Origin of the sequence: Yoonia tamlensis (assembly GCF_900115105.1) — a bacterium.
Taxonomy (GTDB): Bacteria; Pseudomonadota; Alphaproteobacteria; order Rhodobacterales; family Rhodobacteraceae; genus Yoonia; species Yoonia tamlensis.
This window is the reverse complement of record NZ_FOYP01000001.1, coordinates 1,499,728-1,521,168: the sequence shown is the minus strand read 5'-3', so window position 1 is coordinate 1,521,168 and position 21,441 is coordinate 1,499,728. Positions and strand designations below refer to the sequence as shown.

Genomic DNA, 21,441 nt, shown 5'->3' with positions numbered 1-21,441 from the left:
AGGCACGGGCAGTGAGGCAGAAATGGCAGTATACAACGAAGGGTTCGCCCCGTCGGGTGACGCATCGCGCACCAATTCCATTATGAATTTTGCAGGCGCCGGACTGTCACTAGCATTGATGCTTGGTGTCGGTATTTGGGGTTACCAATTGATCATGCGCGATGTCAGCGGCATTCCCGTTGTGCGCGCCATGGAAGGTGAAATGCGGGTGCTGCCCGATAATCCGGGCGGGGCTGTTGCCGCGCATACCGGACTTTCTGTCAATGAAGTCGCCGCAATCGGCGAGGCGGGCGGCCCTGAAGACCGGCTTGTGCTGGCACCAACAACCGCAGGGCTGGCCCAAGAAGATCTGGACGCGCAACCCATCGCCGAAGCCGCAGACCCGCGGGCCGCAGCCGATCTGGCCCAGTCCGAAGCGGATGCCGTTGTCGCGGAAATCCTTGAAGCCGCAAGTCAGATCACGGCTCAAACACCGCCGCAAACAGAACAGATCGTGACAATTTCCGCCGATGTGCCTGGCGTTGCGCGCTCATTGCGGCCGATTTTGCGCCCTGCAGCGTTGCGTAGCACGCCAGCGGCTACAACAAATAGCGAGGTCGCCGTAAACTCTGCCAGCTTCACCGCAGGCACCAACCTTGTGCAACTTGGCGCGTTCCCGTCACCTGAGTTGGCGGCGACCCAATGGGCGCTGATCGAAGGGCAGTTTGACACATTGCTGAGCGGCAAGGAGCGGGTCATTCAGGTTTCCGACCAGTCCAGCGGCACATGGTATCGCCTGCGCGCCAGCGGTTTTGAAGACCGCGCCGAAGCCCGCCGTTTTTGTGCAGCCTTAACCGCCGAAGGCGCGGATTGCATCGCCGTTGTGGTCAATTAATGACACTGAACGCCGCGATTTTTGCGCCTGAAGGTCAAGAAATCACACAATGGGAACGTAAATTTTTCCGCGATGTGCAGCCTTTTGGCTTTATTCTTTTTGCGCGCAATATTGATAACCCGAACCAGCTAAAACGCCTGACATCCGATTTGCGCGCAGCCGTCGGGCGCGATGCCCCGATACTGATTGATCAAGAAGGCGGGCGGGTGCAGCGGATGCGCAGCCCGCATTGGCGCGAATTTCTGCCTGCGCTGGACCAAATGGACCGCACCCGTGATCCCCTGCGCGCGCAATGGGTTCGCAACCGGCTGATCGCGGCTGATCTGCGCAGCGTAGGCATTGATGTGAATTGCGCGCCCTTAGCAGATATCGCCGAGGATGTGACCCACCCGTTTTTGCAAAACCGCCTTTACGGGCGCGATGTCGAAACGGTCGTTGCGGCGGCGCGTAGCTGCGCGGACGGGTTACTGGCGGGGGGTGTCTTGCCGGTGCTGAAACATATTCCGGGCCATGGGCGCGCGGCGGTCGACAGCCACCTGAACCTGCCCACAGTGACAGCGGATCGCGCCGCGCTGGATGCAAAAGATTTCGCCCCATTCAAAGCGCTGAACGATCTGCCAATGGGGATGAGCGCGCATATCGTCTTTACCGCGATTGACCCCGACGCACCCGCCACCACATCGCCCGCGATGATCAACGTGATCCGCCGCGATATCGGCTTTGGCGGGTTGTTGATGACTGATGATCTGTCGATGCAGGCACTATCGGGCACCGTGGCCGACCGCGCGCGGGCCGCAATTGTGGCGGGTTGTGATATTGTTTTGCACTGCAATGGTGTCGCCACTGAAATGCAATCGGTCGCCAATGCGGCAGGTGCCATGACCCAAGCCGCACAAAACCGCGCGGATCAGGCTTTATCGCTGCGCAAAGCGCCCGAAATTGTTGACATCAGCGCGCTGGAGGCCGAACTTGAGACGCTATTAGCGTGAGTTTTGATGCAAGAGAATTTCGACCTTTCCAATGATAAGATCAGCGTCAGCGACCGGGTCGCCGCCGAGGCGCTGATCGTAGATGTGGGCGCCTTTGAAGGGCCGCTTGATCTGTTGTTGACCCTGTCGCGCACGCAAAAGGTGGACCTGCGCCAGATTTCCATTCTTGCACTGGCGCGGCAATATCTGGCCTTTGTGGAACGCGCCAAACAGCTGCGGCTTGAACTTGCGGCGGATTATCTGGTGATGGCGGCTTGGCTTGCGTTCCTGAAATCGCGCCTGCTGTTGCCCCCCGATCCCAAAGAAGAAGGCCCGTCAGGCGAAGAGCTGGCCGCGCATCTTGCGTTTCAGTTGGAACGCTTGCAGGCCATGCGCAATGTGGCCGCCAAATTGATGGCGCGCGATCAATTGGGCCGCGATTTTTTTGCGCGTGGCATCACAGAAGATGTGCAGCGCGTGCGGCGCGTGACCTATACGGCGTCATTGCTGGACCTGATGCAAGGCTATGCGCGGATCCGCACCCGCGATGATTTCCGGCCCTTTGTGATGGACCGCCAGCATGTAATGACGATGGAACAGGCGCTGGAACATATGCGCCATTTGATCGGCTTTGCCGGTGACTGGACCGATCTTGTCAGCTATCTGCCCGAAGGCTGGGATGCTGACCCGCAGCGCCGCAGGTCGACGACCGCCGCGACCTTTGCCGCCAGTCTGGAACTGGCCAAAGAAGGCAAGATTGAACTGCGACAGGGCGAAAGCTTTGCGCCGATTGAAATTCGCAAAAGGGCGCCGCGTGATGTCTAAATCCGAAAACGACAGCCTGTTCGAAGCCCCGCCAATGGGCGAACAAGAACGCATGGTCGAGGCGATACTATTTGCATCGGCCGAACCGGTCACCGTCCAAGAACTGGTTGGGCGGATGCCGCATGGCTGCGACCCTGCCGAGGCGATCGCCTACCTGCGCAAACGTTATGACGGGCGCGGGGTGAATCTCGTTAAGATCGACAATGCTTGGGCGATCCGCACTGCGCCCGACCTCGGGTTCTTGATGCAAAAGGAATCGGTCGAGACCCGCAAACTGTCGCGCGCCGCGATCGAAACGCTTGCGATTATCGCCTATCACCAGCCGGTGACCCGCGCCGATATCGAAGAAATCCGTGGCGTCAGTGTCAGCCGCGGCACGCTGGACCAGCTGATCGAACTGGAATGGATCCGCTTTGGCAGACGCCGCATGACACCTGGGCGGCCCGTGACATTTGTGGTGACGCCGACCTTTCTTGATCACTTTGGCTTGGAAAGTGCGCGCGATCTGCCGGGGCTGAAAGACCTGCGCGCTGCGGGTCTGCTTGAAAACCGGCCGCCGCCGGGGGCCTTGGGTCAGTCTGACGACGACCGCGAAGAGGGCGATGATAACCAGACAGAATTATTTGAGGATTAGTTCTTTTTCTGATAGTTTGCGCAACATAGCGATAGGATAGCGCAAATGAACATGAACAGGCTGATCAACATGGGGCTGCGGATGCTGATGAACAACGGCATCAAAGTGGCGGCAAACCGTGGCAAAAACCCCGAGGATATGACGCCCGAAGAACGCCAATCCGCGCAGGCAACCCAGCAAAACCTAAAAAAGGCGCGCCGCGGTATGCGGATGATGCGCCGCTTTATGCGTTAGATTTAAAGTGCTTGGACAGCTTTAGCCCCTGTCCTTGATAGTTTGATTTGATCTCGCGCCCATAAAGCGCGTCGGGCATGGCTGCCATATGTTCATAGACCAGCCGCCCCACGACCTGCCCATGCTCCAGCACAAACGGGGCCTCGTGGCAGCGGACCTCTAACACGCCGCGCGACCCTGTCCCGCCCGCATCCGCATAGCCGAATCCCGGGTCAAAAAAACCCGCGTAATGCACCCGAAATTCACCAACCATCGCCAGATAGGGGGCCATTTCGGCGGCTTGCATCGGCGGGATCACAATCGATTCGCGGCTGACCAGAATATAGAATGCGCCCGGATCAAGAATGATCCAGCCATCATCCGTGTGCACTGGTTCCCAAAAATCGGCGGGGGCGTAGTGGTCCAATTTTGCCAGATCAATCACGCCCGTATGCGGTTTGGCGCGGTATCCGACCAGATTTCCTGTTTCTGGGCGCAGATCGACCGAAAATCCCAAACCGTCCGAAATCACCGGATCGCCCGACACAATCGGCGTTTGCGCGTGCAGGCGGCGCAGGTCGTCGTCCGACATCATGGTCTTGCCCTGCCGGAAGATAATCTGGTTCAGCATCTGGCCTGGTTGGGCCACCACGGAAAACGAACGGGGGCAGATTTCGACGTAAAGCGGGCCGTCATAGCCCGCTGGCACGCGGTCAAATTCGACACCGTGATCGGTAATGATACGGGTCAGCAGATCCAGCCGCCCGATGGATGATTTGGCACTGGCAGCGGCGGTCATGCCTTGGGGCAGGGACAGGCTTTCCATCAGGGGGACCACGTAAACACAGCCCTTTTCCAGCACGGCACCACCGTCCAGATCAATGGCATGCATCTGGAAATCTGCCAAACGGTCGCGCACACTGCGGTTGCGCCCTGCCAGAAATGATGCGCGCACACGGTAGGCAGTCGTGCCAAGCCGCAGATCAAGCGAAGCGGGCTGGATTTGAGCGTCGGTCACCGGAGCGGTGGCGCGGATATGGCCCGCCGCGATAAGCGCACGAATTTGGTGATCAGCTAAAACGCCGGGTGTTTGCATCATACCCCCCTTTGGATCGCAAAACGCCCGCTGCGTGAAAACGCAAGCGGGCGGTTATGATTGGTCGGGCTAGCAGGACTCGAACCTGCGACCTTCCGTCCCCCAGACGGACGCGCTACCAGGCTGCGCTATAGCCCGACTAGGCGCTTTCATACAAGAATTGCCTGTGGGGGCAAGCCCGAAACGCATGGTTATCATGACTGTTTGTGCATCTGGTCGCGCAGTGCGCCCAGCCGCGCAAGCAATGGCGCAATTCGGGCCGCGCGCGCCTGCAACGTGGCGCTGTCGGCAAATCGGGTTCCGACCAGCCGCGCAGGCAAGGTCGGGAATTCATCGGGCAGGGGCGCGATATCAAGCGTAAATGCCGGTTGCTGTTCAAACGGCAGACTGTCCTGAAATGGCGGCTGTTGCGGTTTGGGGGCGGGTGCAGGTGCTGCGGTTGTCAGGGGGGCGGATGCGGCCGCAGATGGCGGCGCGGGCGAATTGGCGGCAGGGACCAGCGATTTGCCCAAGCTGGCCACATGTTTCACGCCATGTTCGCGCAGCATTTTTTGTGCGCCTTTGATGGTCAGCCCGTCTTCGTGCAATAGCTGTTTGATGCCGGCAAGCAATTCCATATCGGCCGGCCGGTAATAGCGGCGGCTGCCCGCACCTTTGACGGGTTTGATCTGGGAAAATTTCGTTTCCCAGAATCGCAAGACATGGGTGGGCGTATCAAGCCATTCAGCGACTTCGCTGATCGTTCGAAATGCGTCTTTGGCTTTGGCCATAGTGCTAGGACTTGTTTCCTGCGGCTACGCGATCTTTCATCAGATGCGAGGGGCGGAATGTCAGGACACGGCGCGGGTGAATAGGCACTTCTTCACCGGTCTTGGGGTTACGGCCGACGCGGGCGGCCTTTTCACGGACCGAGAATGTCCCGAAAGACGAGATCTTCACGGATTCGCCAGCGACCAAAGAATCCGACACATGGGTCAGCACGCTTTCGACCAAATCGGCACTGTCATTGCGCGAAAGGCCCACTTGTGAATGGACAGCGTCCGCAAGATCCATACGTGTTAATGTTTTGTCGACCATTACTCTTCCCCTACCTATTTTGCCCAGCATAGGCGCGCAGGAAATTCAGAGTCAATAACAAGGGCTTGGCAAGTCGCTTTAACACGGTCATTTGCGGCTACCAGCGCAGTACAACCGCACCCCAAGCGAGCCCGCCGCCGATGGCTTCGGTCACGACAAGGTCGCCAGGCGTGATCTTGCCCTGCGCGACCCCAACCGAGAGCGCCAGAGGAATCGATGCCGCAGAGGTATTGCCGTGGTCCTGAACCGTGACGATCACGCGGTCCATTTCAACGCCGAGCTTTTTGGCCGTCGACTGGATGATCCGGATATTGGCCTGATGCGGCACAACCCAATCGACGTCATCCGCTGTCAGCCCGACCTTTTCGAGTGCTGTATCGGCTGTTTGCGCCAGCTTTTCGACGGCGTGGCGAAAGACTTCTTTGCCTTCCATGCGCAGCACGCCGGTATTTTGCGTGGCCACCCCGCCATCAACATAAAGCAGGTCTTTGTAGCGGCCATCGGAATTCAGATCAGTCGCCAGAATCCCGCGGTCGCTAGTGTCGCCTGTGCCTTCTTGCGCTTCAAGAATCAGCGCGCCCGCACCATCACCGAACAGCACACAGGTAGACCGGTCGGTCCAATCCATGATCCGGCTGAATGTTTCGGCACCAATGACCAAAACCCGCTCTGCCTGACCTGACAGGATCAGCGCATTTGCATTGCTCAGCGCATAGACGAATCCGGCGCAAACGGCCTGTATATCAAAGGCAAAGCCGGAAGTATTGCCAAGTGCGGCCTGCACCATGGTCGCCGCAGAAGGGAAGGTGTTGTCAGCGGTCGAGGTCGCAACAATGATTGCGTCGATATCGTCGGCATCCATCTGCGCCATCGCGAGCGCGGCTTTGGCGGCATGGGTGGCAAGCTGGGAAGTGGTTTCACCCGTCGCGGCAAAATGGCGGCGCTCGATCCCCGAGCGCGCGATAATCCATTCACTGGATGTTTCAAGGGTCTTTTCGAATTCGGCGTTCGGGACAACGCGTTCGGGAAGATAGTGTCCGATTCCCTTAACAACAGCGCGGCGTGTCATACGTATTAACCTGTTTTGGTGCCTGGTTTGTCGGTGCCAGCGTCATGTGGGACATCTTGGGCAAGAGCCGCGACAGATGCAACCCGCGCCGCCAATTTTTCCGAAAAACCGTTTTGCGCCAAGCGGTAAGCAAGATGCAGCGCGGCCGCGACACCGGTTGCATCGGATGAACCGTGGCTTTTGATCACGGTTTGGTTCAGACCCAAAAACACGCCGCCGTTGACACGGCGCGGATCAATGCGTTTTTGCAAGCGCTTGAGAGACCCGCGCGCTAGCAACGCGCCAAGCATCGAAAGCGGTGTCTTGAGCAGGCTTTCGCGCAGCAGATCACCAATCAGCGATGCCGTGCCTTCACCGGTTTTGAGAGCGACATTGCCAGTAAACCCATCGGTGACAATAACGTCGACCTTATCGGTTGGCAGATCGCCACCTTCGACAAAGCCGATATAGTCGAACCCGCCGGCATCCGCCGCCGCTGCAATCATTTCATGCGCGACCTTCAGTTCGGCGCGGCCTTTGTGGTCTTCGGTCCCGACATTCAAAAGCCCGACGCGCGGGCGCGCGATGTCGAGCCCGTTGCGCGCATAAGACGCCCCCATCAGCGCATAGGTCAAAAGATCATCCTGATCGGCGCTGATATCGGCACCCGCATCCAGCATCACATTGAACCCCGCAGGGTTACGTGACGGCCAAAGGCAGGCAATGGCGGGGCGGTTCACCCCGTCGGTCTTGCGCAACCGGATTGTTGACATCAACATCAACGCGCCTGTGTTGCCGCAGCTGACACAGACAGACGCATCACCAGAACGCACAGCCGCAATCGCCGACCACATCGACGTGGCGGCACCCTTACGGAACGCATCCTTGGGCTTGTCGGTCATTTTGACCACTTCGGCGGCGTCATGAATAGCGACACGACCGGTGATCTTATGTTTGGCAAGCAGCGGGGCCAGTTCTGATTCCGGGCCATGCAGTATGACCTGCGCATCGGGATTCTTGCCCAGAAACTTGGAAAGGCCCGCAACAACTGTTGCAGGCCCTTTATCTCCGCCCATGGCGTCGACCGACAGCACATTAGATGCATTGGTAGCCGGCAAAGGAGCGTTGTCCATCTGGCTATCTTGCATCAACAGGTACCTATGCCGCAGCTTACGCTGCGTCTTCGTCCAGATCGATTTCTGTTGTGTCTGCAATCACTTCGCGAGTCGCGTAGTGGCCGCATGATGGGCAAACGTGGTGTGGGCGCTTGAGCTCACCACAGTTGTCGCATTCGTTGGGGTTCGCCGCGACAAGTGAATCGTGCGCGCGCCGGTTATTACGACGTGATTTGGATACTTTATTCTGCTGGACAGCCATGTCTCAACCCTATGATAAGTAGGGCCGCGGCCCTGATTTCGTGCATTCTCGGCGGGTCCTACGCCAATATGGCAGCCCTGTCGAGAGAGATATAAAAGAGGTCGCGAACATACTGCGATTTAATTGTGACGCAACCTTTTTTGCGATATCCGGCTTAGACGCCTATTTGTCCTTTTTTTCAAGGGCTTCTTTTAACGAACTTAGGCCTGCAAACGGTTTTGCCTGCTCGTCGGTCATTGGTGCGGCGCCCGGTGCGCTAAAATTTACCTGTGTAATATCGGCCCCCGGGACGCGCGGATAGGCGGGCAGGGCCAGTGATAAGGCCTCGATCATCACCTGCGCCACATCAAGCGAGTCGGGCAAAGGATCAATCGTGTCATCCTCGGGCATCTCGATCTCGGCGGCTTCGATTTCGGCGATATCCGACATGTAGCGGCGGCTGACGTTTTCGTCGATGCGGGTGGTCACCGGATCAAGCGAGACAACACAAGACTGCACCACGGTTGCGCCCAGCGACGCGTTCAGCGTCCAGTCCTTGCGCCCTTGCGGGGCCAGATCGCCGGTAAAGCGCAGCTTTTTCACCGCAACAATATTCAACAGCTGCGCAATCGCTTTGCGTTGCTCGGCGGTGGGTATCAGTTCAAACCCCGTGGCTTTGCGGGTTGGCAGGTCGGCAAAACGTAACAGTGATGACGGCAATTGGGCCAATGGTGCTTCCATTCTTGATCAGGGGCGGGCGGTGATATAGTGGGGATAAAAGGCATAAGTCGCCAAAGCAAGAGGCCAGTCATGAGCAAGACATCAGGAAAATTCCAAATCGCTGCACGGATCGCAGGGATTGCGCTGGTTTTGGCGGCCACATCGGCCTGCAGCAAGATCGACAAATTCCACGGCTACGCGCCTGCGCCCGAAGAATTGACCGAAATTACGCCTGGCCTGACCACCCGCGCCGAAGTAGTCGCGCGTTTTGGCCCGCCCATGTCCGAAGGCACGCTTGCCAATAACGCGGTTTACTACGCCTCGAGCCAGTTTGTGCATTTTGGTGCCTTCGCCCCCAAAGAGGTCGACCGGCAGGTTGTGGCTTTCCGCTTTGACGAAAACAACATCACCCAAGACGTTGCGCGCTATACGTTGCAAGACGGGCAGGTCGTGTCGCTTGACCGGCGCGTCACGGACGACGGGATTCAGGATATTACCTTTATCGGGCAATTGCTGGGCTCATTGGGCCGGATCGACGCGGGCACATTCCTCGGCGATAGCTAAGCCATTCAATCTGCGCTTGAATTTGGACCGCCTTTTGCCTATCGGGCATGGGGTCGGTGCAATTGTGCCGGCATATTCTCAGGGCGGGGCGCAATTCCCCACCGGCGGTATGTCCCGATGGGATAAGCCCGCGAGCGCAAGGGGTTTTCCCTTGGTCAGCAGATCAGGTGCGATGCCTGAGCCGACGGTCATAGTCCGGATGAAAGAGAATAGTGCAAACCAGGTGCGTTTTCGCGCCGGGTCTGTCCTGTTTTGCCTTGGGTCACGCGCAAGATGAAAGGACAGATGCGATGATCCAAATGAAAGTCATGAACAGCGGTGCCATCATGGGCCCGCTTTATTTTGTCGCTGCTGGCGCATTGTTTGCGGGCGCCAATACAGCCGTGCAGGGCGCTGGCATGATCCACGGGGTGCCATCGGCCACGATTGCATTCTGGCAATATGCGCTGGCCTGCGCGATTGTAATCCCGCTGGTCTGGCGCGCACCATGGCGCAGTGACCGCCCGCTGGCGCATTTGTTGCGCGTGGGTTTGGCGGCAATCGGGGTGCAATTCTGGGTCGCAGGGCTGGCCGTTGTGCCGATCTGGCAGGCGATTGCGCTGATTCTTACTTCGCCCCTATTTGTCACGCTTGGTGCTTGGCTGTTTCTGGGCGAGCGGATGACACCCCCGCGCGTGCTTGCAGTTCTTGTCGGGGCCGTCGGTGGCACAATTATTCTGGACCCTTGGGCCGATGCGTTCCAACTATCTGCACTTTTGCCGGTGGGCGCCGCAGCGTTCTGGGCGGCCTCATCCGTGGTGACCAAGGAACTGACCAAGTCTGAGAATGCAGGCACGCTGACGTTGGCACTTTTGGTGCTTTTAGTGCCGATCAACGGGGTCGCGGCTATCAGCAGCGGATTTGCGGTCACGGCTTCGGCGCTTTGGCTTGTGGCGCTGTCGGGACTGCTGATCGCCGCCGCGCAATACCTGATCGCAAAGGCCTATTCGGTGGCGGATGCCGCGTATCTCCAGCCGTTTGACCACCTGAAACTGCCGCTCAATGTCGGGCTTGGGATCATCTTCTTCGGCTTTGCACCACCTGGCATGATGTGGATCGGCGCGGCTGTGATTATTGGGGCAAGCGCCTGGGTGATGAAGGACGAAGCGGGTTAATCCCCCTCAAACACCATCGTCACCCCATTCATACAGTACCGTAGCCCTGTGGGCTGCGGGCCGTCGGGAAAGACATGGCCGAGGTGGGCGTCGCAGCGCGCGCAGTGGATTTCGGTGCGTTTCATGAAAAACTTGCGGTCCACGCTTTCGCCCACCGCGTCAGCGCTGATCGGTTGAAAGAACGATGGCCAGCCGGTGCCGCTTTCAAACTTGGCGGATTGGTCAAACAGCGGCGCATCGCAACAGACGCAACTAAATGTACCCGGGCCCTTGGGGAAATTGTCATGCGTGCCTGCGCGTTCGGTCCCGTGTTTGCGGGCGACGCGATAAGCCTCATCGGACAGTTGCGCGCGCCATTCAGCGTCCGTTTTCACGATCTTACCCATCGGTCATAATCCTTTTGCATTTCTCGGATCTAACCTAAGCTGATGCAAGAGGATCGCCAAGGGATGCCGTGATGACATTTCCGTATCAAAAGGGACAGCTATGCGCGCGCTTGGCAGCGCATGCGGCGGATTTGCGCGCCTGTCAGGGCCTTCGGCATCTTTGTTTTTATGGGCGTGCGGGTGCGGATGCGGACCCGCTGGACCCTGCATTCCAACATCTGATGATCCATGACAGGGCGGGGGTGCTGCGGGCCACATTGCGGTTCCGGCTGGCGCAAACACCCCGCGATCTGGCGCAGGGCTATGTGGCGCAATATTATGATTTGTCAGGCTGGGACGGGCAGGCAGGCCCCTTTCTTGAAATCGGGCGCTTTTGCACAGCGCGTGGTGATCTGGATGCGGATTTGCTGCGGATGCTTTGGGGGGCGCTGACGCGGATTGTCGACCGGCACCGCGTGCAATTGCTGTTCGGCTGCACAAGCTTTGCAGGTACCGACCCCGCTATCTACGGGGCGGCGTTCCAGCGGCTTTTGCGCAACCACCAAGGGCCTGATGCGCTGCTGCCGGCGGTCACGGCGGCGCAGGCGGTCCGGCTTGCAGATATCGCGCCGCGCGGTATTGCGCCAATGCCTGCGCTGCTCAAATCATACCTCTCCTTAGGGGGATGGGTCGGCGATCATGCGGTGATTGACCCTGCAATGAACACCCTGCATGTGTTCACCTGTCTGCCCGTTGCTGCCATGTCTGCGGCCCGTGTAGCGCGGCTGCGTACGGTTGCCAGTTGACGGCGCACGCGCCGCGCTCTAGCAGGCGCTATGGCTAGAGCACCCTTACTCCAAATTTCCGACATCGCGCTGACATTCGGCGGCGATCCCGTATTTCAAGACTTGTCGCTGGTGGTTCAACCTGGCGACCGCGTGGCGCTTGTCGGGCGCAACGGATCGGGCAAATCCACCTTGATGAAAGTCATGGCCGGATTGGTCGAGGCCGACAGCGGCACCCGCGTGGCATCACCGGGCGTGCAGGTCGGCTATATGGAACAGGACCCGACGATGGAGGGGTTTGAAACCCTTGGCGAATATGCCGCCAGCGGGCTGGACATAGACGAGGCCTATAAGGTCGATATGGTCGCCGAAGGGTTGAAATTTGACCCCAATGGCAAGGTCGCAACCGCATCAGGCGGGGAACGCCGCCGCGCGGCATTGGCCAAACTGATGGCCGAAGCACCGGAATTGATGCTGCTGGACGAGCCGACAAACCATCTGGATATCGAAGCAATTGCGTGGCTTGAAAACGAGCTGAAAACAACGCGCGCGGCCTTTGTGCTGATCAGCCACGACCGTGCGTTCCTGCGCGCGCTGACCCGTGCAACCCTGTGGATTGATCGTGGGGCCGTGCGCCGCGCTGAACAGGGGTTTGACGGATTCGAAGAATGGCGCGACAAAATCTGGGAAGAAGAAGACCAGCAGCGCCACAAGCTGAACCGCAAAATCAAGGCCGAGGCCCGCTGGGCCGTTGAAGGCATCTCTGCCCGCCGTACCCGTAACCAAGGGCGGCTGCGCGCACTGCAGGATTTGCGTGCCGAAAAAGCAGGGCAAATCCGGCGTCAGGGCACCGCGGCGATGGCGTTTGATGGCGGCAGCACATCAGGCAAAAAAGTGGTCGAAGCAATCGGCCTGACCAAAGCCTTTGACGGAAAACAAATTGTGCAGGGGCTGGACCTTACTGTGCAGCGCGGTGACAGGATTGCATTTGTCGGCCCCAACGGTGTCGGAAAAACAAGCCTTATCAAAATGCTGCTGGGTCAGGTTGAACCAGATGCAGGCACTGTCAAACTAGGCACCAACCTTGACATCGCGGTGTTCGACCAGACGCGCGCGGCCTTGAACCCTGACATGACACTTTGGGAAAACCTTGCCACTGATCCGGTGCTTGGGGTCAGCGGCAAATCGGACCAGATCATGGTACGCGGACAGCCCAAACATGTTGTCGGCTATCTAAAAGAATTCCTGTTCGACGAGGCCCAAGCCCGCGCGCCTGTCCGGTCGCTGTCGGGTGGCGAAAAGGCGCGTCTGCTACTGGCGCGGTTGATGGCACGCGAAAGCAACCTGTTGATCTTGGACGAACCGACCAATGATCTCGATATCGAAACGCTGGATCTGTTGCAGGATATTCTGGGCGATTATGACGGCACCGTGCTGCTGGTCAGCCACGACCGTGATTTTCTGGACCGCGTGGCGACTACGACAGTCGCGATGGAAGGCAACGGGCAGGCGGTCGTTTATGCGGGCGGCTGGACTGATTACCGCGCGCAGCGGGGCGGGGATTTCTTTGAAAGCAAAGAGGCGTCCAAGCCTTTGGCTAAAAAGCAAAAACAGGCCGAAAAGAAATCTACATCCGGCCTGTCGTTCACGGAAAAACACCGGCTTGAAGAATTGCCTGGCGTGATTGACAAACTGACAGCCGAAATCGCCAAGCTAGAAGAACTGCTGGCCGATCCGGAATTGTTTACCAAACATCCGGCCAAATTCCAGAAGGCAACCGATGCGCTGATCGCGCGCCAGAACGCGCGTTCGGACGCCGAAGACGAATGGCTGATGCTGGAAGAAAAAGCGGCGGGTTAACGGGTAATGCCAGAATAGCGCAGCGTCCCCCAAGGGGTCAGTGCTGCGTCTATTTTTGTCCAAAGCTTCAGAGCTTTTTCCTCGGCAATACCAGCGTCTTGCGCGATTGCCCTAATGCTGTTTTGCCCGTTGATGCCCGCAACCAACGGGGCCGCTGCCGCGGGGATTTGCACGTCGATTTGTTCGGTCCCCATGCGCAGTTTCGGGATTTTCTGCGCGGCGATCGCTGCCGCAAAAGCGGCGGCAGGCACGTTATGCAAATGCGGCACACGGTCGGGCGCAGCCTGCCAATGCGGGGTGGGGTCAGTGGCGGCACGGGCGTAGCCGACATGCACCTTGATCGTGCCGCGCAGCTGTTCGGCCGTGGCCAATCGGGTGATGTCATCCATGTTTTCAGGCACGTCAACCAACCGTCCCAGATCATATAGCCCCGGCTGCGCAAATGCGGCAAGCGCCCAGCCGGTATCGTTCAGCGCGCCAACCCATGCTGCCACATCAAAGGCCTGATCCTGACTATGCACCAAAAGATCGTAAAAGCCTGCGTCACTTTGTTTATGATCGCCCAGATGCGGGTTGCGGTGCAGCGGGTGGGTTTCGGGGATCGCAGCAAAGGCTTTTTTGGCGTGTTTGAGCCGCGCGCGTGGCGGCAGATGCCCGTAAAGCCGGTTGAACGCGGCTTGCAACGGGTAAACGCCGCTACGCCCGTATGGCGCGTAAACCATAAACCCAAGCCCGCCACCGGGGGCCAGTGCGGCGCGCAGCGCCTGCAATCCGGCGCGCGGATCGGGCAGGTGGTGCAGTACACCGCAGCAGTCGATATAGTCGAAGACCCCGAAATCGGGCGCGTCCAGCAATGATCCGGTGTGAAAGCTGACACCAGTCAGCCCGCGCGCCTTGATCCGCGCCTCGGCGACTTTGCGCGATGCTGTCGACAGATCGACATAGGTGATCGCATAGGGTTTGCCGGCATCTGTCAGCAATTGCGCCAATTGCACCAGCCCGTCACCCGTCCCGCCGCCCGCGACCAGCACACGCAGCGGCTGCGACCAATCGCGCTGACCGGCCCAAAGACAGTGATCCATCTCGATAGGAATCGAAGGCGATCCGGTGATCAGCCGCTTGGCCTCATCACGTGGATCGCGGGCGGGATAGGGAAAGGATTCATATTGGTCGCGCACATCTGACATGGCGCAACAATGCGAAGTCAGGACCAGATGTGCAAGCCACTACAATGGGGTGGGCAGGGGCATTGCCCCCGCCCGTTTGGTGTCATTTAGCCGTCGAAGTTGACTTCTTCCATGATCCGCAACGCTGTTGGGCGGTGTCCGGCGAGCTCATCGAGCTTGACGGTATCGGCGTCAAATGTGCCCCAGCTTGCGACCAGTTCAGACAGTGGCGCATCCGCAAGCACAGGGTATTCAAAGTTGGATTCGGCATAGATGGCCTGCGCCTCGGGCGAGACAAGATATTCCATCAGTTGCAGGGCTTCGGCGCGGTTCGGGGCCGCGTTTGTCATGGCAACGCCGGAAATATTCACATGTGTGCCGCCGTTTTCAAACGTCGGGAAGATGATGCGCACGGAATTTGCCCATTCGGTCTGTTCCGGATCCGACAGCATCTGGCCCATGTAATATGTGTTGCCAAGGCTGATGTCGCATTCGCCGGCCCAGATCGCTTTGACCTGCGCGCGGTCGTTGCCTTCGGGTTTGCGCGCAAGGTTTTCATGCACGCCAGCGGCCCAAGCCGATGCACCTTCTTCGCCCAGATGAGCAATTACGGCGGATGTCAGCGCAAGGTTATAGTTATGCACGCCGGAACGGGTGCAAATGCGGCCTTCCCATTTGTCGGAAGCAAGATCTTCGTAGGTGGTGACTTCGCCATCGGCCACGCGGTCGCGGGATGCGTAGATGATGCGCGCGCGTGTTGTCAGGCCAAACCACAGGTTGTCGCTGCTGCGCAGGTTTTCAGGCACGGCCGCGGTCAACACATCGCTTTCGACGGGCTGGATCACACCCGCTTCGACGATTTGCATCAGGTTGGCGATATCGACAGTCATCACCAGATCGGCGGGTGAACGCGCGCCTTCGGCCTTGAGCCGCTCAACAAGCCCGTCGTCGACATAGGCAAGGTTTACCGCAATACCGGTTTGTGCGGTAAACGCATCCATCACCGGTTGGATCAATTCAGGCTGGCGGGTTGTGTAGATGTTCACATCAGCGACGGCAGGGGCGGCGATTGCCGCGCAGGCAGTTGCAAGCAAGGTTGTACGTAGGGTCATGTCCAAGGCTCCGTTATTGGTTGCCCTGCTTTAATCTGACTATTTTACTCGGGTCAATAGGTGACTTTTTTACTTTGGCATTTTTTCTCCCGCTTTCACGGCGTCCCAAAGCGAATCCATTTCCGCCAGATTGCTTTCTGATGGCAGCTTGCCACGGGCTGCTAACGCGTCCTCAACCCCCTCAAAGCGCCTTGTAAACTTGGCATTTGCTTGGCGCAGCGCGGTTTCAGGATCGACGCCCAGATGCCGCCCCAGATTGGCCATCACAAACATCAGATCGCCAAATTCCTCGTCGATCTCGGCTTGGGTCAATGTGTCGCGCGCTTCGACCAGTTCGGCGGCTTCTTCCTGGATTTTGGCGATAACCTGGGTGGTTTCGGGCCAGTCAAACCCGACACGCGCGGCGCGTTTTTGCAATTTGACCGCGCGGGTCAGCGCGGGCAGGCCGGTTGCCACCCCGTCCAACGTGCGTTCCTGCGCCTTGCCCGCACGTTCCGCAGCTTTGATCTTTTCCCAATCGGCGGTCTGCTGTTCGGCGGATTTATCGCGCGATTCGTCGCCAAACACATGCGGATGGCGCGCGACCATCTTGTCGGCTACGGATTTCACTACCGATTCAAAGTCAAACAATCCGGCCTCGGCACCCATTTGCGTGTGATAGACGGTTTGCAGCAGCAGATCGCCCAATTCGCCTTCCAATTCGGGCCAGTCCTTGCGGGCGATAGCATCGGCAACCTCGTATGATTCTTCGATCGTATAGGGGGCGATACTGTCAAAATCCTGCTCGATATCCCAAGGACAGCCGGTGTCGGGGTCACGCAAGCGGCGCATGATTTCAAGCAGACGCGGCAATCCGCCAGCGGGGTCGTGGATCAGGGTATCATCGGGCATTATTGGACCTTTGTTGTTCCGGCGGACCTTAGCCAAGCTGCGCGCCCGCGCCAAGCCTGCCTTGACAGGGCTTGACAGCCACGCGGATTTGGCTGCTTCTCGGTCGGATCAGAAAAGTCTTTCAGAAAGCCGACTATGCCCATTATCAACCGGATTGCCGATTACGCCGAAGACATGAAAACTTGGCGGCGGCATTTGCATATGCATCCTGAAATCCAGTTCGATTGCCATAAAACGGCGGCTTTTGTGGTGGAACGGCTGCGCGAATTCGGGATTTCGGACATCCACGAAGGCATCGCCACGTCCGGCGTTGTTGCCATCATCGAAGGCAATGCGGCAGGCCCGACCATAGGCCTGCGCGCGGATATGGATGCGCTACCGATGGATGAACTGACGGGGCTGGATTATGCATCAACCGTACCCGGCAAGATGCATGCCTGTGGCCATGACGGGCATACGACCATGCTTTTGGGGGCGGCGAAATATCTGGCAGAAACGCGCAATTTTGCGGGCCGTGTCGCGCTTATTTTTCAACCCGCCGAAGAGGCGGGCGGCGGTGGCGATGTGATGGTGCGCGAAGGTATGCTCGAACGGTTCGATATCGCGCAGGTCTATGCGCTGCATAATGCGCCGGGCACGCCTGTAGGCGCGTTTTACGCAACGCCAGGGCCGGTTTTGGCAGCGGTGGATGAATTTCGCGTGCAAATTACCGGTGTCGGTGGCCATGCCGCGCTGCCACACGAAACCAATGATCCGCTTGTTGTGGCCGTTGCGATCTATAATGCCGTACAAACCATCGTCAGCCGCAATCATTTCACCCAAGAAGATCTGGTGGTATCGATCACCCAGATGCATGCAGGATCGGCTGATAACGTGATTGCCGAATCTGCGCAATTAAGCGGCACGGTGCGCACGTTTAACCGCGATGTGCAGGCGATGGTGATGAAACGGCTAGAGCAAATTGTCGCAGGGCAGGCGGCGGCCTTTGGCGTGCAGGCGGAATTGACCTATGAGGTCGGCTATCCTGCCACGATCAACGATCCTGAACGCACCGCCTTTGCCGTGGATGTCGCGCGCGAAATTTCCGCCGATGTCGATGATACCGCCAGCCGCGATATGGGGGCCGAGGATTTTGCCTATCTGCTGGAAAAACGCCCCGGCGCCTATCTGTTTATCGGCAACGGGAATACGGCCGGTCTGCATCATCCGCAATTTGATTTTGATGATGAGGCGGCGCCTTACGGCGCGTCCTATTTTGCGCGTCTGGTCGAGCGGGCCTTGCCGCTAGGTTGATCTGTCGTCCCCTCCGGGGGGAGTATTTGTTGGAAAAAAGAAGGGATAGGCGATGGCGCTTGAGGATGCAAAGGGGCAGGTAGATCTGGCGTTTACGCGCGAGGGCCGCAAAGGGCTGGCTTATGAGAACGCGTTTTCGGGCGCGCCGTCGTTTTTACGCCGGACCTATACAAAGGATTTGTCGGATGTGGATCTGGCGATTACCGGCATTGCCTTTGATCAGGCGGTGACGCATCGCCCTGGCACAAGATTTGGCCCGCGCGCGATCCGCGAGGCATCGTGTTTGCAGCCCTATGATCCGCCATATGGCTGGGACGGGTTCGACCCGCTGTCCGAATTTGCGATCATTGATTATGGCGATATGCCGTTCGACTATGCCAATGTGGCGCAGGTGCCTTCGCTCATCGAAGCACATTTTGCCCGCATTTTGCATGCCGGGCCGGGCACTGTCGCCTTGGGCGGGGATCATTTCATGACCTTGCCGATTTTGCGCGCCTATGCGGCGAAATACGGGCCGCTAGCGGTGATCCAGTTTGACGCGCATTCGGATCTTTGGGCCGATGACGACATGAGCCGGATAGATCACGGGACATTCATGTATAAGGCCGTAAAGCTGGGTCTGGTGGATGTGGCGCGGTCGGTGCAGGTGGGTATCCGCACCGAATGCGATGATTATCTGGGCATGACCTATATAGACGCGCGCGCCTGTCACGAACGCGGCACGGCGGACGTGGTGGCACAGATCAAGCAGATTGTCGGCGCGCATCCGACCTATGTGACCTTTGATATCGACGCGCTTGACCCTGCCTTTGCGCCAGGCACAGGCACGCCTGTTTGGGGCGGGCTGGCAAGCTGGCAGGCGGCTGCGATGCTGCGTGATCTGGCGGGGATCAATATGGTGGGCGGTGATATTGTCGAGGTATCGCCCCCCTACGACACCACTGGCGCCACGGCGGTTGCGGGTGCGCATATTGCGATGGAGCTGTGTTGTCTGGCACTTTGGAATAGACGCGAAACGCGCGGATAGCGCATAAGGTTCGGCAGGTAAGATTTTGAAATATATCGTATTGTTTCTTGTACTAGCCGCAGCTTGTCTGTGGGTCTATGTCCGTTTTGCACCTTTGCATATGGGCGCAATTCATGAGCAGCGCGCGCAGAGCGCCCCAGGTGATGTGCTGCGCGCGGGCGGGTTTCAGGCGGCGCGCAGGATCACGGCGCCACCTGCAAAGGTGCTTGAAGCAGCATCGCAAGCCGTGCTGGCCACGCCGCGCAGCCGACAGATTGCCGGCGATATTGCAAAAGGGTCGCTGACCTTTGAGACCCGTTCCGCTTTTTGGGGGTTTCCGGATTATACCGTGATCGCCATTCAGGGCGATCTTGTCGTGATTGCGGGGCACTTGCGCTATGGCCGGTCGGATATGGGGGTCAATAAAACCCGCATCTTGGGCTGGTTGCGCGCGCTTGCCCCCTTGACCGAACCGCTGTGATCCGCCAATCCGGTGGGCATGATAGCACCTGACAAAATTGAACAAATTATCGACCGGTTCCAGTTCCTCGAGGCCAAGATGGCCGATGGTTCTGTGGGGCAGGAAATTGCAACACTTGGCCGCGAATATGCAGAGCTGCGTCCGGTTGTCGAAACCGTGACCGCCTATAAGGCGCTAGTCGCGCAAATTGCCGACGCACGCGCCATGCTTTCCGATCCGGAAATGAAAGAGCTTGCCGAAGCCGAACTGCCCGATCTCAAGGCGGCACTGGCCGCGTCAGAGCATGAGGTGCAGCTAGCGCTTTTGCCCAAAGATGCCGCCGACGGACGCCCCGCATTGATTGAAATCCGCCCCGGTACGGGCGGCGATGAGGCCTCACTTTTTGCGGGGGATTTGCTGCGCATGTACCAGCGCTATGCCGAAGGGCAGGGCTGGAAGTTCGAAATTCTGGAAATGTCCGAAACCGAACTGGGCGGGATCAAGGAAGTTGTCGCGCGGGTCGCGGGCGATGGCGTTTTTGCCAAGCTGAAATATGAAAGCGGCGTGCACCGTGTGCAGCGCGTGCCCGAAACCGAAAGCGGCGGGCGCATCCACACATCGGCGGCGACCGTGGCCGTCCTGCCAGAGGCCGAAGACGTCGACGTGCAAATCAATCCGGGCGATCTGCGCATTGATACGATGCGCGCGTCAGGGTCCGGCGGGCAGCACGTCAACACAACCGATTCTGCAGTGCGTATCTTGCATATTCCGACGGGGATCATCGTTGTCAGCGCCGAAAAGTCACAACACCGCAACCGCGAAATTGCGATGCAGGTGCTTAAGACGCGGCTGTTTGACCTTGAACGGCAACGGGTGGACGGTGAACGGTCTGCGGACCGCAAGGCGCAGGTCGGGTCAGGGGATCGGTCGGAACGCATACGCACCTATAATTTCCCGCAAGGGCGGATGACCGACCACCGCATCAACCTGACGCTTTATTCGCTTAATCAGGTGATGCAGGGCGATCTTGAGGAAACGATTTCGGCCTTGCAGGCAGATGCCCAAGCAACATTGCTTGCGGAAATGGGCGCGTGACAACTGTCCAGCAGGCGCTTTTTGCGGCTGTTGCGCAGCTGCGCGCGGCGGGTATCGATACGGCACCAAAGGACGCACGGCGGCTTTTGGCCTCGGCTTTGGGTATCGCGCCCGACCGGATCAGCCTGCATATGCATGATCCGCTAGATGATTTTGATGCGTTTGCACAAATCGCGTTTGACGGGTTGCTGACAAAACGGGCGGCGCGTGTTCCTGTTTCGCATCTTTTGGGTGGGCGCGAATTTTATGGCCGCTGGTTTACGGTCACGCCAGATGTGCTTGACCCGCGCCCCGAGACGGAATGCCTGATCGCTGCGGCGCTCGCGGCGCCTTTTGCCACGTTTTTGGACCTTGGCACCGGAAGCGGCGCCATTGCTGTGACGCTTGCCGCAGAGCGGCCCGCAACGACAGGGATTGCCACAGATATTTCGGTGCAGGCTTTGGACGTGGCTGGGCGCAATGCCGAAAGCCTTGCTGTTGCTGACCGGATCGGTTTCGTGCAATCGCGCTGGTTTCAGGCCATCGACGGCACGTTTGATCTGATCGTCAGCAATCCGCCCTATATCGCGCTTGACGAAATGGACGGGCTCCAGCCAGAAGTGCAATTGCACGAGCCGCGGCTGGCGCTGACCGACGAGGCGGACGGGCTATCGGCATATCGGACCATTTGCGCGCAGGCACCGGCATATCTGACGTGGCAAGGGCGGTTGATGGTTGAAATCGGGCCAACACAGGCCGCGGCCGTTTCACAAATGATGCAAGACGCAGGGTTGGTTCAGGTGCAGGTGCTGCAAGATCTTGACGGGCGCGACAGAATTGTTGCGGCCCATATGCCGCAATAGCGGGTTTTCAGTGATATTGGCGCAAAAAGCACAGCAA

Annotated in this window: 25 protein-coding genes, 1 tRNA gene and 1 riboswitch; of the genes, 14 read left to right on the top strand and 12 right to left on the bottom strand. The window is 58.7% G+C overall.

What is annotated here, in order from left to right:
* The first annotated feature begins 22 nt into the window (after positions 1-22).
* From BM320_RS07910 to BM320_RS07890, 5 genes are read left to right on the top strand one after another with little or no spacing between them, the layout of a single operon-like run.
* Positions 23-874, top strand: coding sequence for an SPOR domain-containing protein (locus BM320_RS07910; protein WP_090198612.1), 852 nt, complete (start codon positions 23-25; stop codon positions 872-874).
* A complete protein-coding gene (gene nagZ, locus BM320_RS07905; protein WP_090198610.1) occupies positions 874-1,863 on the top strand; it encodes a beta-N-acetylhexosaminidase in 990 nt (329 codons plus the stop codon). Before BM320_RS07910 ends, nagZ begins: the two co-directional genes overlap by 1 nt.
* A 6-nt stretch (positions 1,864-1,869) precedes the next feature.
* On the top strand, positions 1,870-2,667 hold the full coding sequence (locus tag BM320_RS07900) for a segregation and condensation protein A (protein ID WP_090198607.1): 798 nt from the start codon (positions 1,870-1,872) through the stop codon (positions 2,665-2,667).
* Positions 2,660-3,301, top strand: a complete 642-nt coding sequence (gene scpB / locus BM320_RS07895) for an SMC-Scp complex subunit ScpB (protein ID WP_090200471.1) — start codon at positions 2,660-2,662, stop codon at positions 3,299-3,301. The genes BM320_RS07900 and scpB overlap by 8 nt, the downstream gene beginning before the upstream one ends.
* 45 nt (positions 3,302-3,346) lie before the next feature.
* Positions 3,347-3,535, top strand: a complete 189-nt coding sequence (locus tag BM320_RS07890; protein ID WP_090198604.1) for a hypothetical protein — start codon at positions 3,347-3,349, stop codon at positions 3,533-3,535.
* On the opposite strand, the gene BM320_RS07885 is transcribed toward BM320_RS07890, so the two are convergent.
* The 8 genes from BM320_RS07885 to BM320_RS07850 form a co-directional block, all read right to left on the bottom strand.
* Complete coding sequence (locus BM320_RS07885) at positions 3,525-4,610, bottom strand: 2'-deoxycytidine 5'-triphosphate deaminase (protein ID WP_090200469.1); 1,086 nt, start codon at positions 4,608-4,610, stop codon at positions 3,525-3,527. The two genes, BM320_RS07890 and BM320_RS07885, sit on opposite strands and share 11 nt — an antisense overlap.
* 61 nt (positions 4,611-4,671) lie before the next feature.
* Positions 4,672-4,748: transfer RNA gene (locus tag BM320_RS07880), tRNA-Pro, on the bottom strand.
* Positions 4,749-4,804: 56 nt separating this feature from the next.
* A complete protein-coding gene (locus BM320_RS07875; protein ID WP_090198602.1) occupies positions 4,805-5,380 on the bottom strand; it encodes a MerR family transcriptional regulator in 576 nt (191 codons plus the stop codon).
* Between the two features lie 4 nt (positions 5,381-5,384).
* Complete coding sequence (gene ihfA, locus BM320_RS07870; protein WP_090198600.1) at positions 5,385-5,687, bottom strand: integration host factor subunit alpha; 303 nt, start codon at positions 5,685-5,687, stop codon at positions 5,385-5,387.
* Between the two features lie 97 nt (positions 5,688-5,784).
* Positions 5,785-6,756, bottom strand: coding sequence for a beta-ketoacyl-ACP synthase III (locus BM320_RS07865; protein ID WP_090198597.1), 972 nt, complete (start codon positions 6,754-6,756; stop codon positions 5,785-5,787).
* A 5-nt stretch (positions 6,757-6,761) separates the two neighbouring features.
* On the bottom strand, positions 6,762-7,868 hold the full coding sequence (gene plsX / locus BM320_RS07860; RefSeq protein WP_242650974.1) for a phosphate acyltransferase PlsX: 1,107 nt from the start codon (positions 7,866-7,868) through the stop codon (positions 6,762-6,764).
* Positions 7,869-7,905: 37 nt separating this feature from the next.
* The gene (rpmF, locus tag BM320_RS07855; protein ID WP_090198591.1) at positions 7,906-8,112 is read right to left on the bottom strand and encodes a 50S ribosomal protein L32; all 207 of its coding nucleotides are present in this window, start codon (positions 8,110-8,112) and stop codon (positions 7,906-7,908) included.
* Positions 8,113-8,274: 162 nt separating this feature from the next.
* Entirely contained in the window at positions 8,275-8,832 is a 558-nt protein-coding gene (locus BM320_RS07850; protein ID WP_090198588.1) for a YceD family protein, read from the bottom strand.
* A gap of 69 nt (positions 8,833-8,901) precedes the next feature.
* On the opposite strand from BM320_RS07850, the gene BM320_RS07845 reads away from it, so the two are divergent.
* A complete protein-coding gene (locus tag BM320_RS07845) occupies positions 8,902-9,375 on the top strand; it encodes an outer membrane protein assembly factor BamE (RefSeq protein WP_090198585.1) in 474 nt (157 codons plus the stop codon).
* Positions 9,376-9,445: 70 nt separating this feature from the next.
* Positions 9,446-9,590: riboswitch (FMN riboswitch) on the top strand.
* Positions 9,591-9,665: 75 nt separating this feature from the next.
* A complete protein-coding gene (locus BM320_RS07840) occupies positions 9,666-10,529 on the top strand; it encodes a DMT family transporter (protein WP_090198582.1) in 864 nt (287 codons plus the stop codon).
* Here the strand turns inward: BM320_RS07840 and msrB are convergent.
* Positions 10,526-10,915: a peptide-methionine (R)-S-oxide reductase MsrB gene (gene msrB / locus BM320_RS07835; protein ID WP_090198579.1), complete on the bottom strand. Its 390-nt coding sequence runs from the start codon at positions 10,913-10,915 to the stop codon at positions 10,526-10,528. The two genes, BM320_RS07840 and msrB, sit on opposite strands and share 4 nt — an antisense overlap.
* Positions 10,916-10,986: 71 nt before the next feature.
* On the opposite strand from msrB, the gene BM320_RS07830 reads away from it, so the two are divergent.
* Both BM320_RS07830 and BM320_RS07825 read left to right on the top strand, forming a co-directional pair.
* The gene (locus BM320_RS07830) at positions 10,987-11,700 is read left to right on the top strand and encodes a GNAT family N-acyltransferase (protein ID WP_090198575.1); all 714 of its coding nucleotides are present in this window, start codon (positions 10,987-10,989) and stop codon (positions 11,698-11,700) included.
* 30 nt (positions 11,701-11,730) lie between these two features.
* Positions 11,731-13,539 carry an ABC-F family ATP-binding cassette domain-containing protein gene (locus BM320_RS07825; RefSeq protein ID WP_090198572.1) on the top strand — a complete coding sequence of 603 codons (1,809 nt, stop codon included), beginning with the start codon at positions 11,731-11,733 and terminating at the stop codon, positions 13,537-13,539.
* On the opposite strand, the gene BM320_RS07820 is transcribed toward BM320_RS07825, so the two are convergent.
* The 3 genes from BM320_RS07820 to mazG form a co-directional block, all read right to left on the bottom strand.
* Entirely contained in the window at positions 13,536-14,726 is a 1,191-nt protein-coding gene (locus BM320_RS07820; protein ID WP_090198571.1) for a class I SAM-dependent methyltransferase, read from the bottom strand. The genes BM320_RS07825 and BM320_RS07820 overlap by 4 nt on opposite strands.
* An 86-nt stretch (positions 14,727-14,812) precedes the next feature.
* On the bottom strand, positions 14,813-15,817 hold the full coding sequence (locus tag BM320_RS07815) for a Fe(3+) ABC transporter substrate-binding protein (RefSeq protein WP_090198569.1): 1,005 nt from the start codon (positions 15,815-15,817) through the stop codon (positions 14,813-14,815).
* Between the two features lie 69 nt (positions 15,818-15,886).
* On the bottom strand, positions 15,887-16,708 hold the full coding sequence (mazG, locus tag BM320_RS07810; RefSeq protein ID WP_090198567.1) for a nucleoside triphosphate pyrophosphohydrolase: 822 nt from the start codon (positions 16,706-16,708) through the stop codon (positions 15,887-15,889).
* Between the two features lie 135 nt (positions 16,709-16,843).
* On the opposite strand from mazG, the gene BM320_RS07805 reads away from it, so the two are divergent.
* Genes BM320_RS07805 through prmC form a run of 5 tightly spaced genes read left to right on the top strand, consistent with a single transcriptional unit; the run spans position 16,844 to position 21,404 of the window.
* Entirely contained in the window at positions 16,844-18,001 is a 1,158-nt protein-coding gene (locus BM320_RS07805; RefSeq protein WP_090198564.1) for a M20 aminoacylase family protein, read from the top strand.
* Positions 18,002-18,053: 52 nt separating this feature from the next.
* Positions 18,054-19,028 (top strand): agmatinase, encoded by a 975-nt coding sequence (speB, locus tag BM320_RS07800; protein WP_090198562.1) that lies wholly within the window; start codon positions 18,054-18,056, stop codon positions 19,026-19,028.
* Between the two features lie 25 nt (positions 19,029-19,053).
* Positions 19,054-19,488 carry a DUF1499 domain-containing protein gene (locus tag BM320_RS07795; protein ID WP_090198559.1) on the top strand — a complete coding sequence of 145 codons (435 nt, stop codon included), beginning with the start codon at positions 19,054-19,056 and terminating at the stop codon, positions 19,486-19,488.
* Positions 19,489-19,506: 18 nt separating this feature from the next.
* The gene (gene prfA / locus BM320_RS07790; RefSeq protein WP_090198557.1) at positions 19,507-20,562 is read left to right on the top strand and encodes a peptide chain release factor 1; all 1,056 of its coding nucleotides are present in this window, start codon (positions 19,507-19,509) and stop codon (positions 20,560-20,562) included.
* Positions 20,559-21,404: a peptide chain release factor N(5)-glutamine methyltransferase gene (gene prmC / locus BM320_RS07785; RefSeq protein WP_090198554.1), complete on the top strand. Its 846-nt coding sequence runs from the start codon at positions 20,559-20,561 to the stop codon at positions 21,402-21,404. The genes prfA and prmC overlap by 4 nt, the downstream gene beginning before the upstream one ends.
* The last annotated feature ends 37 nt before the right edge of the window (positions 21,405-21,441 follow it).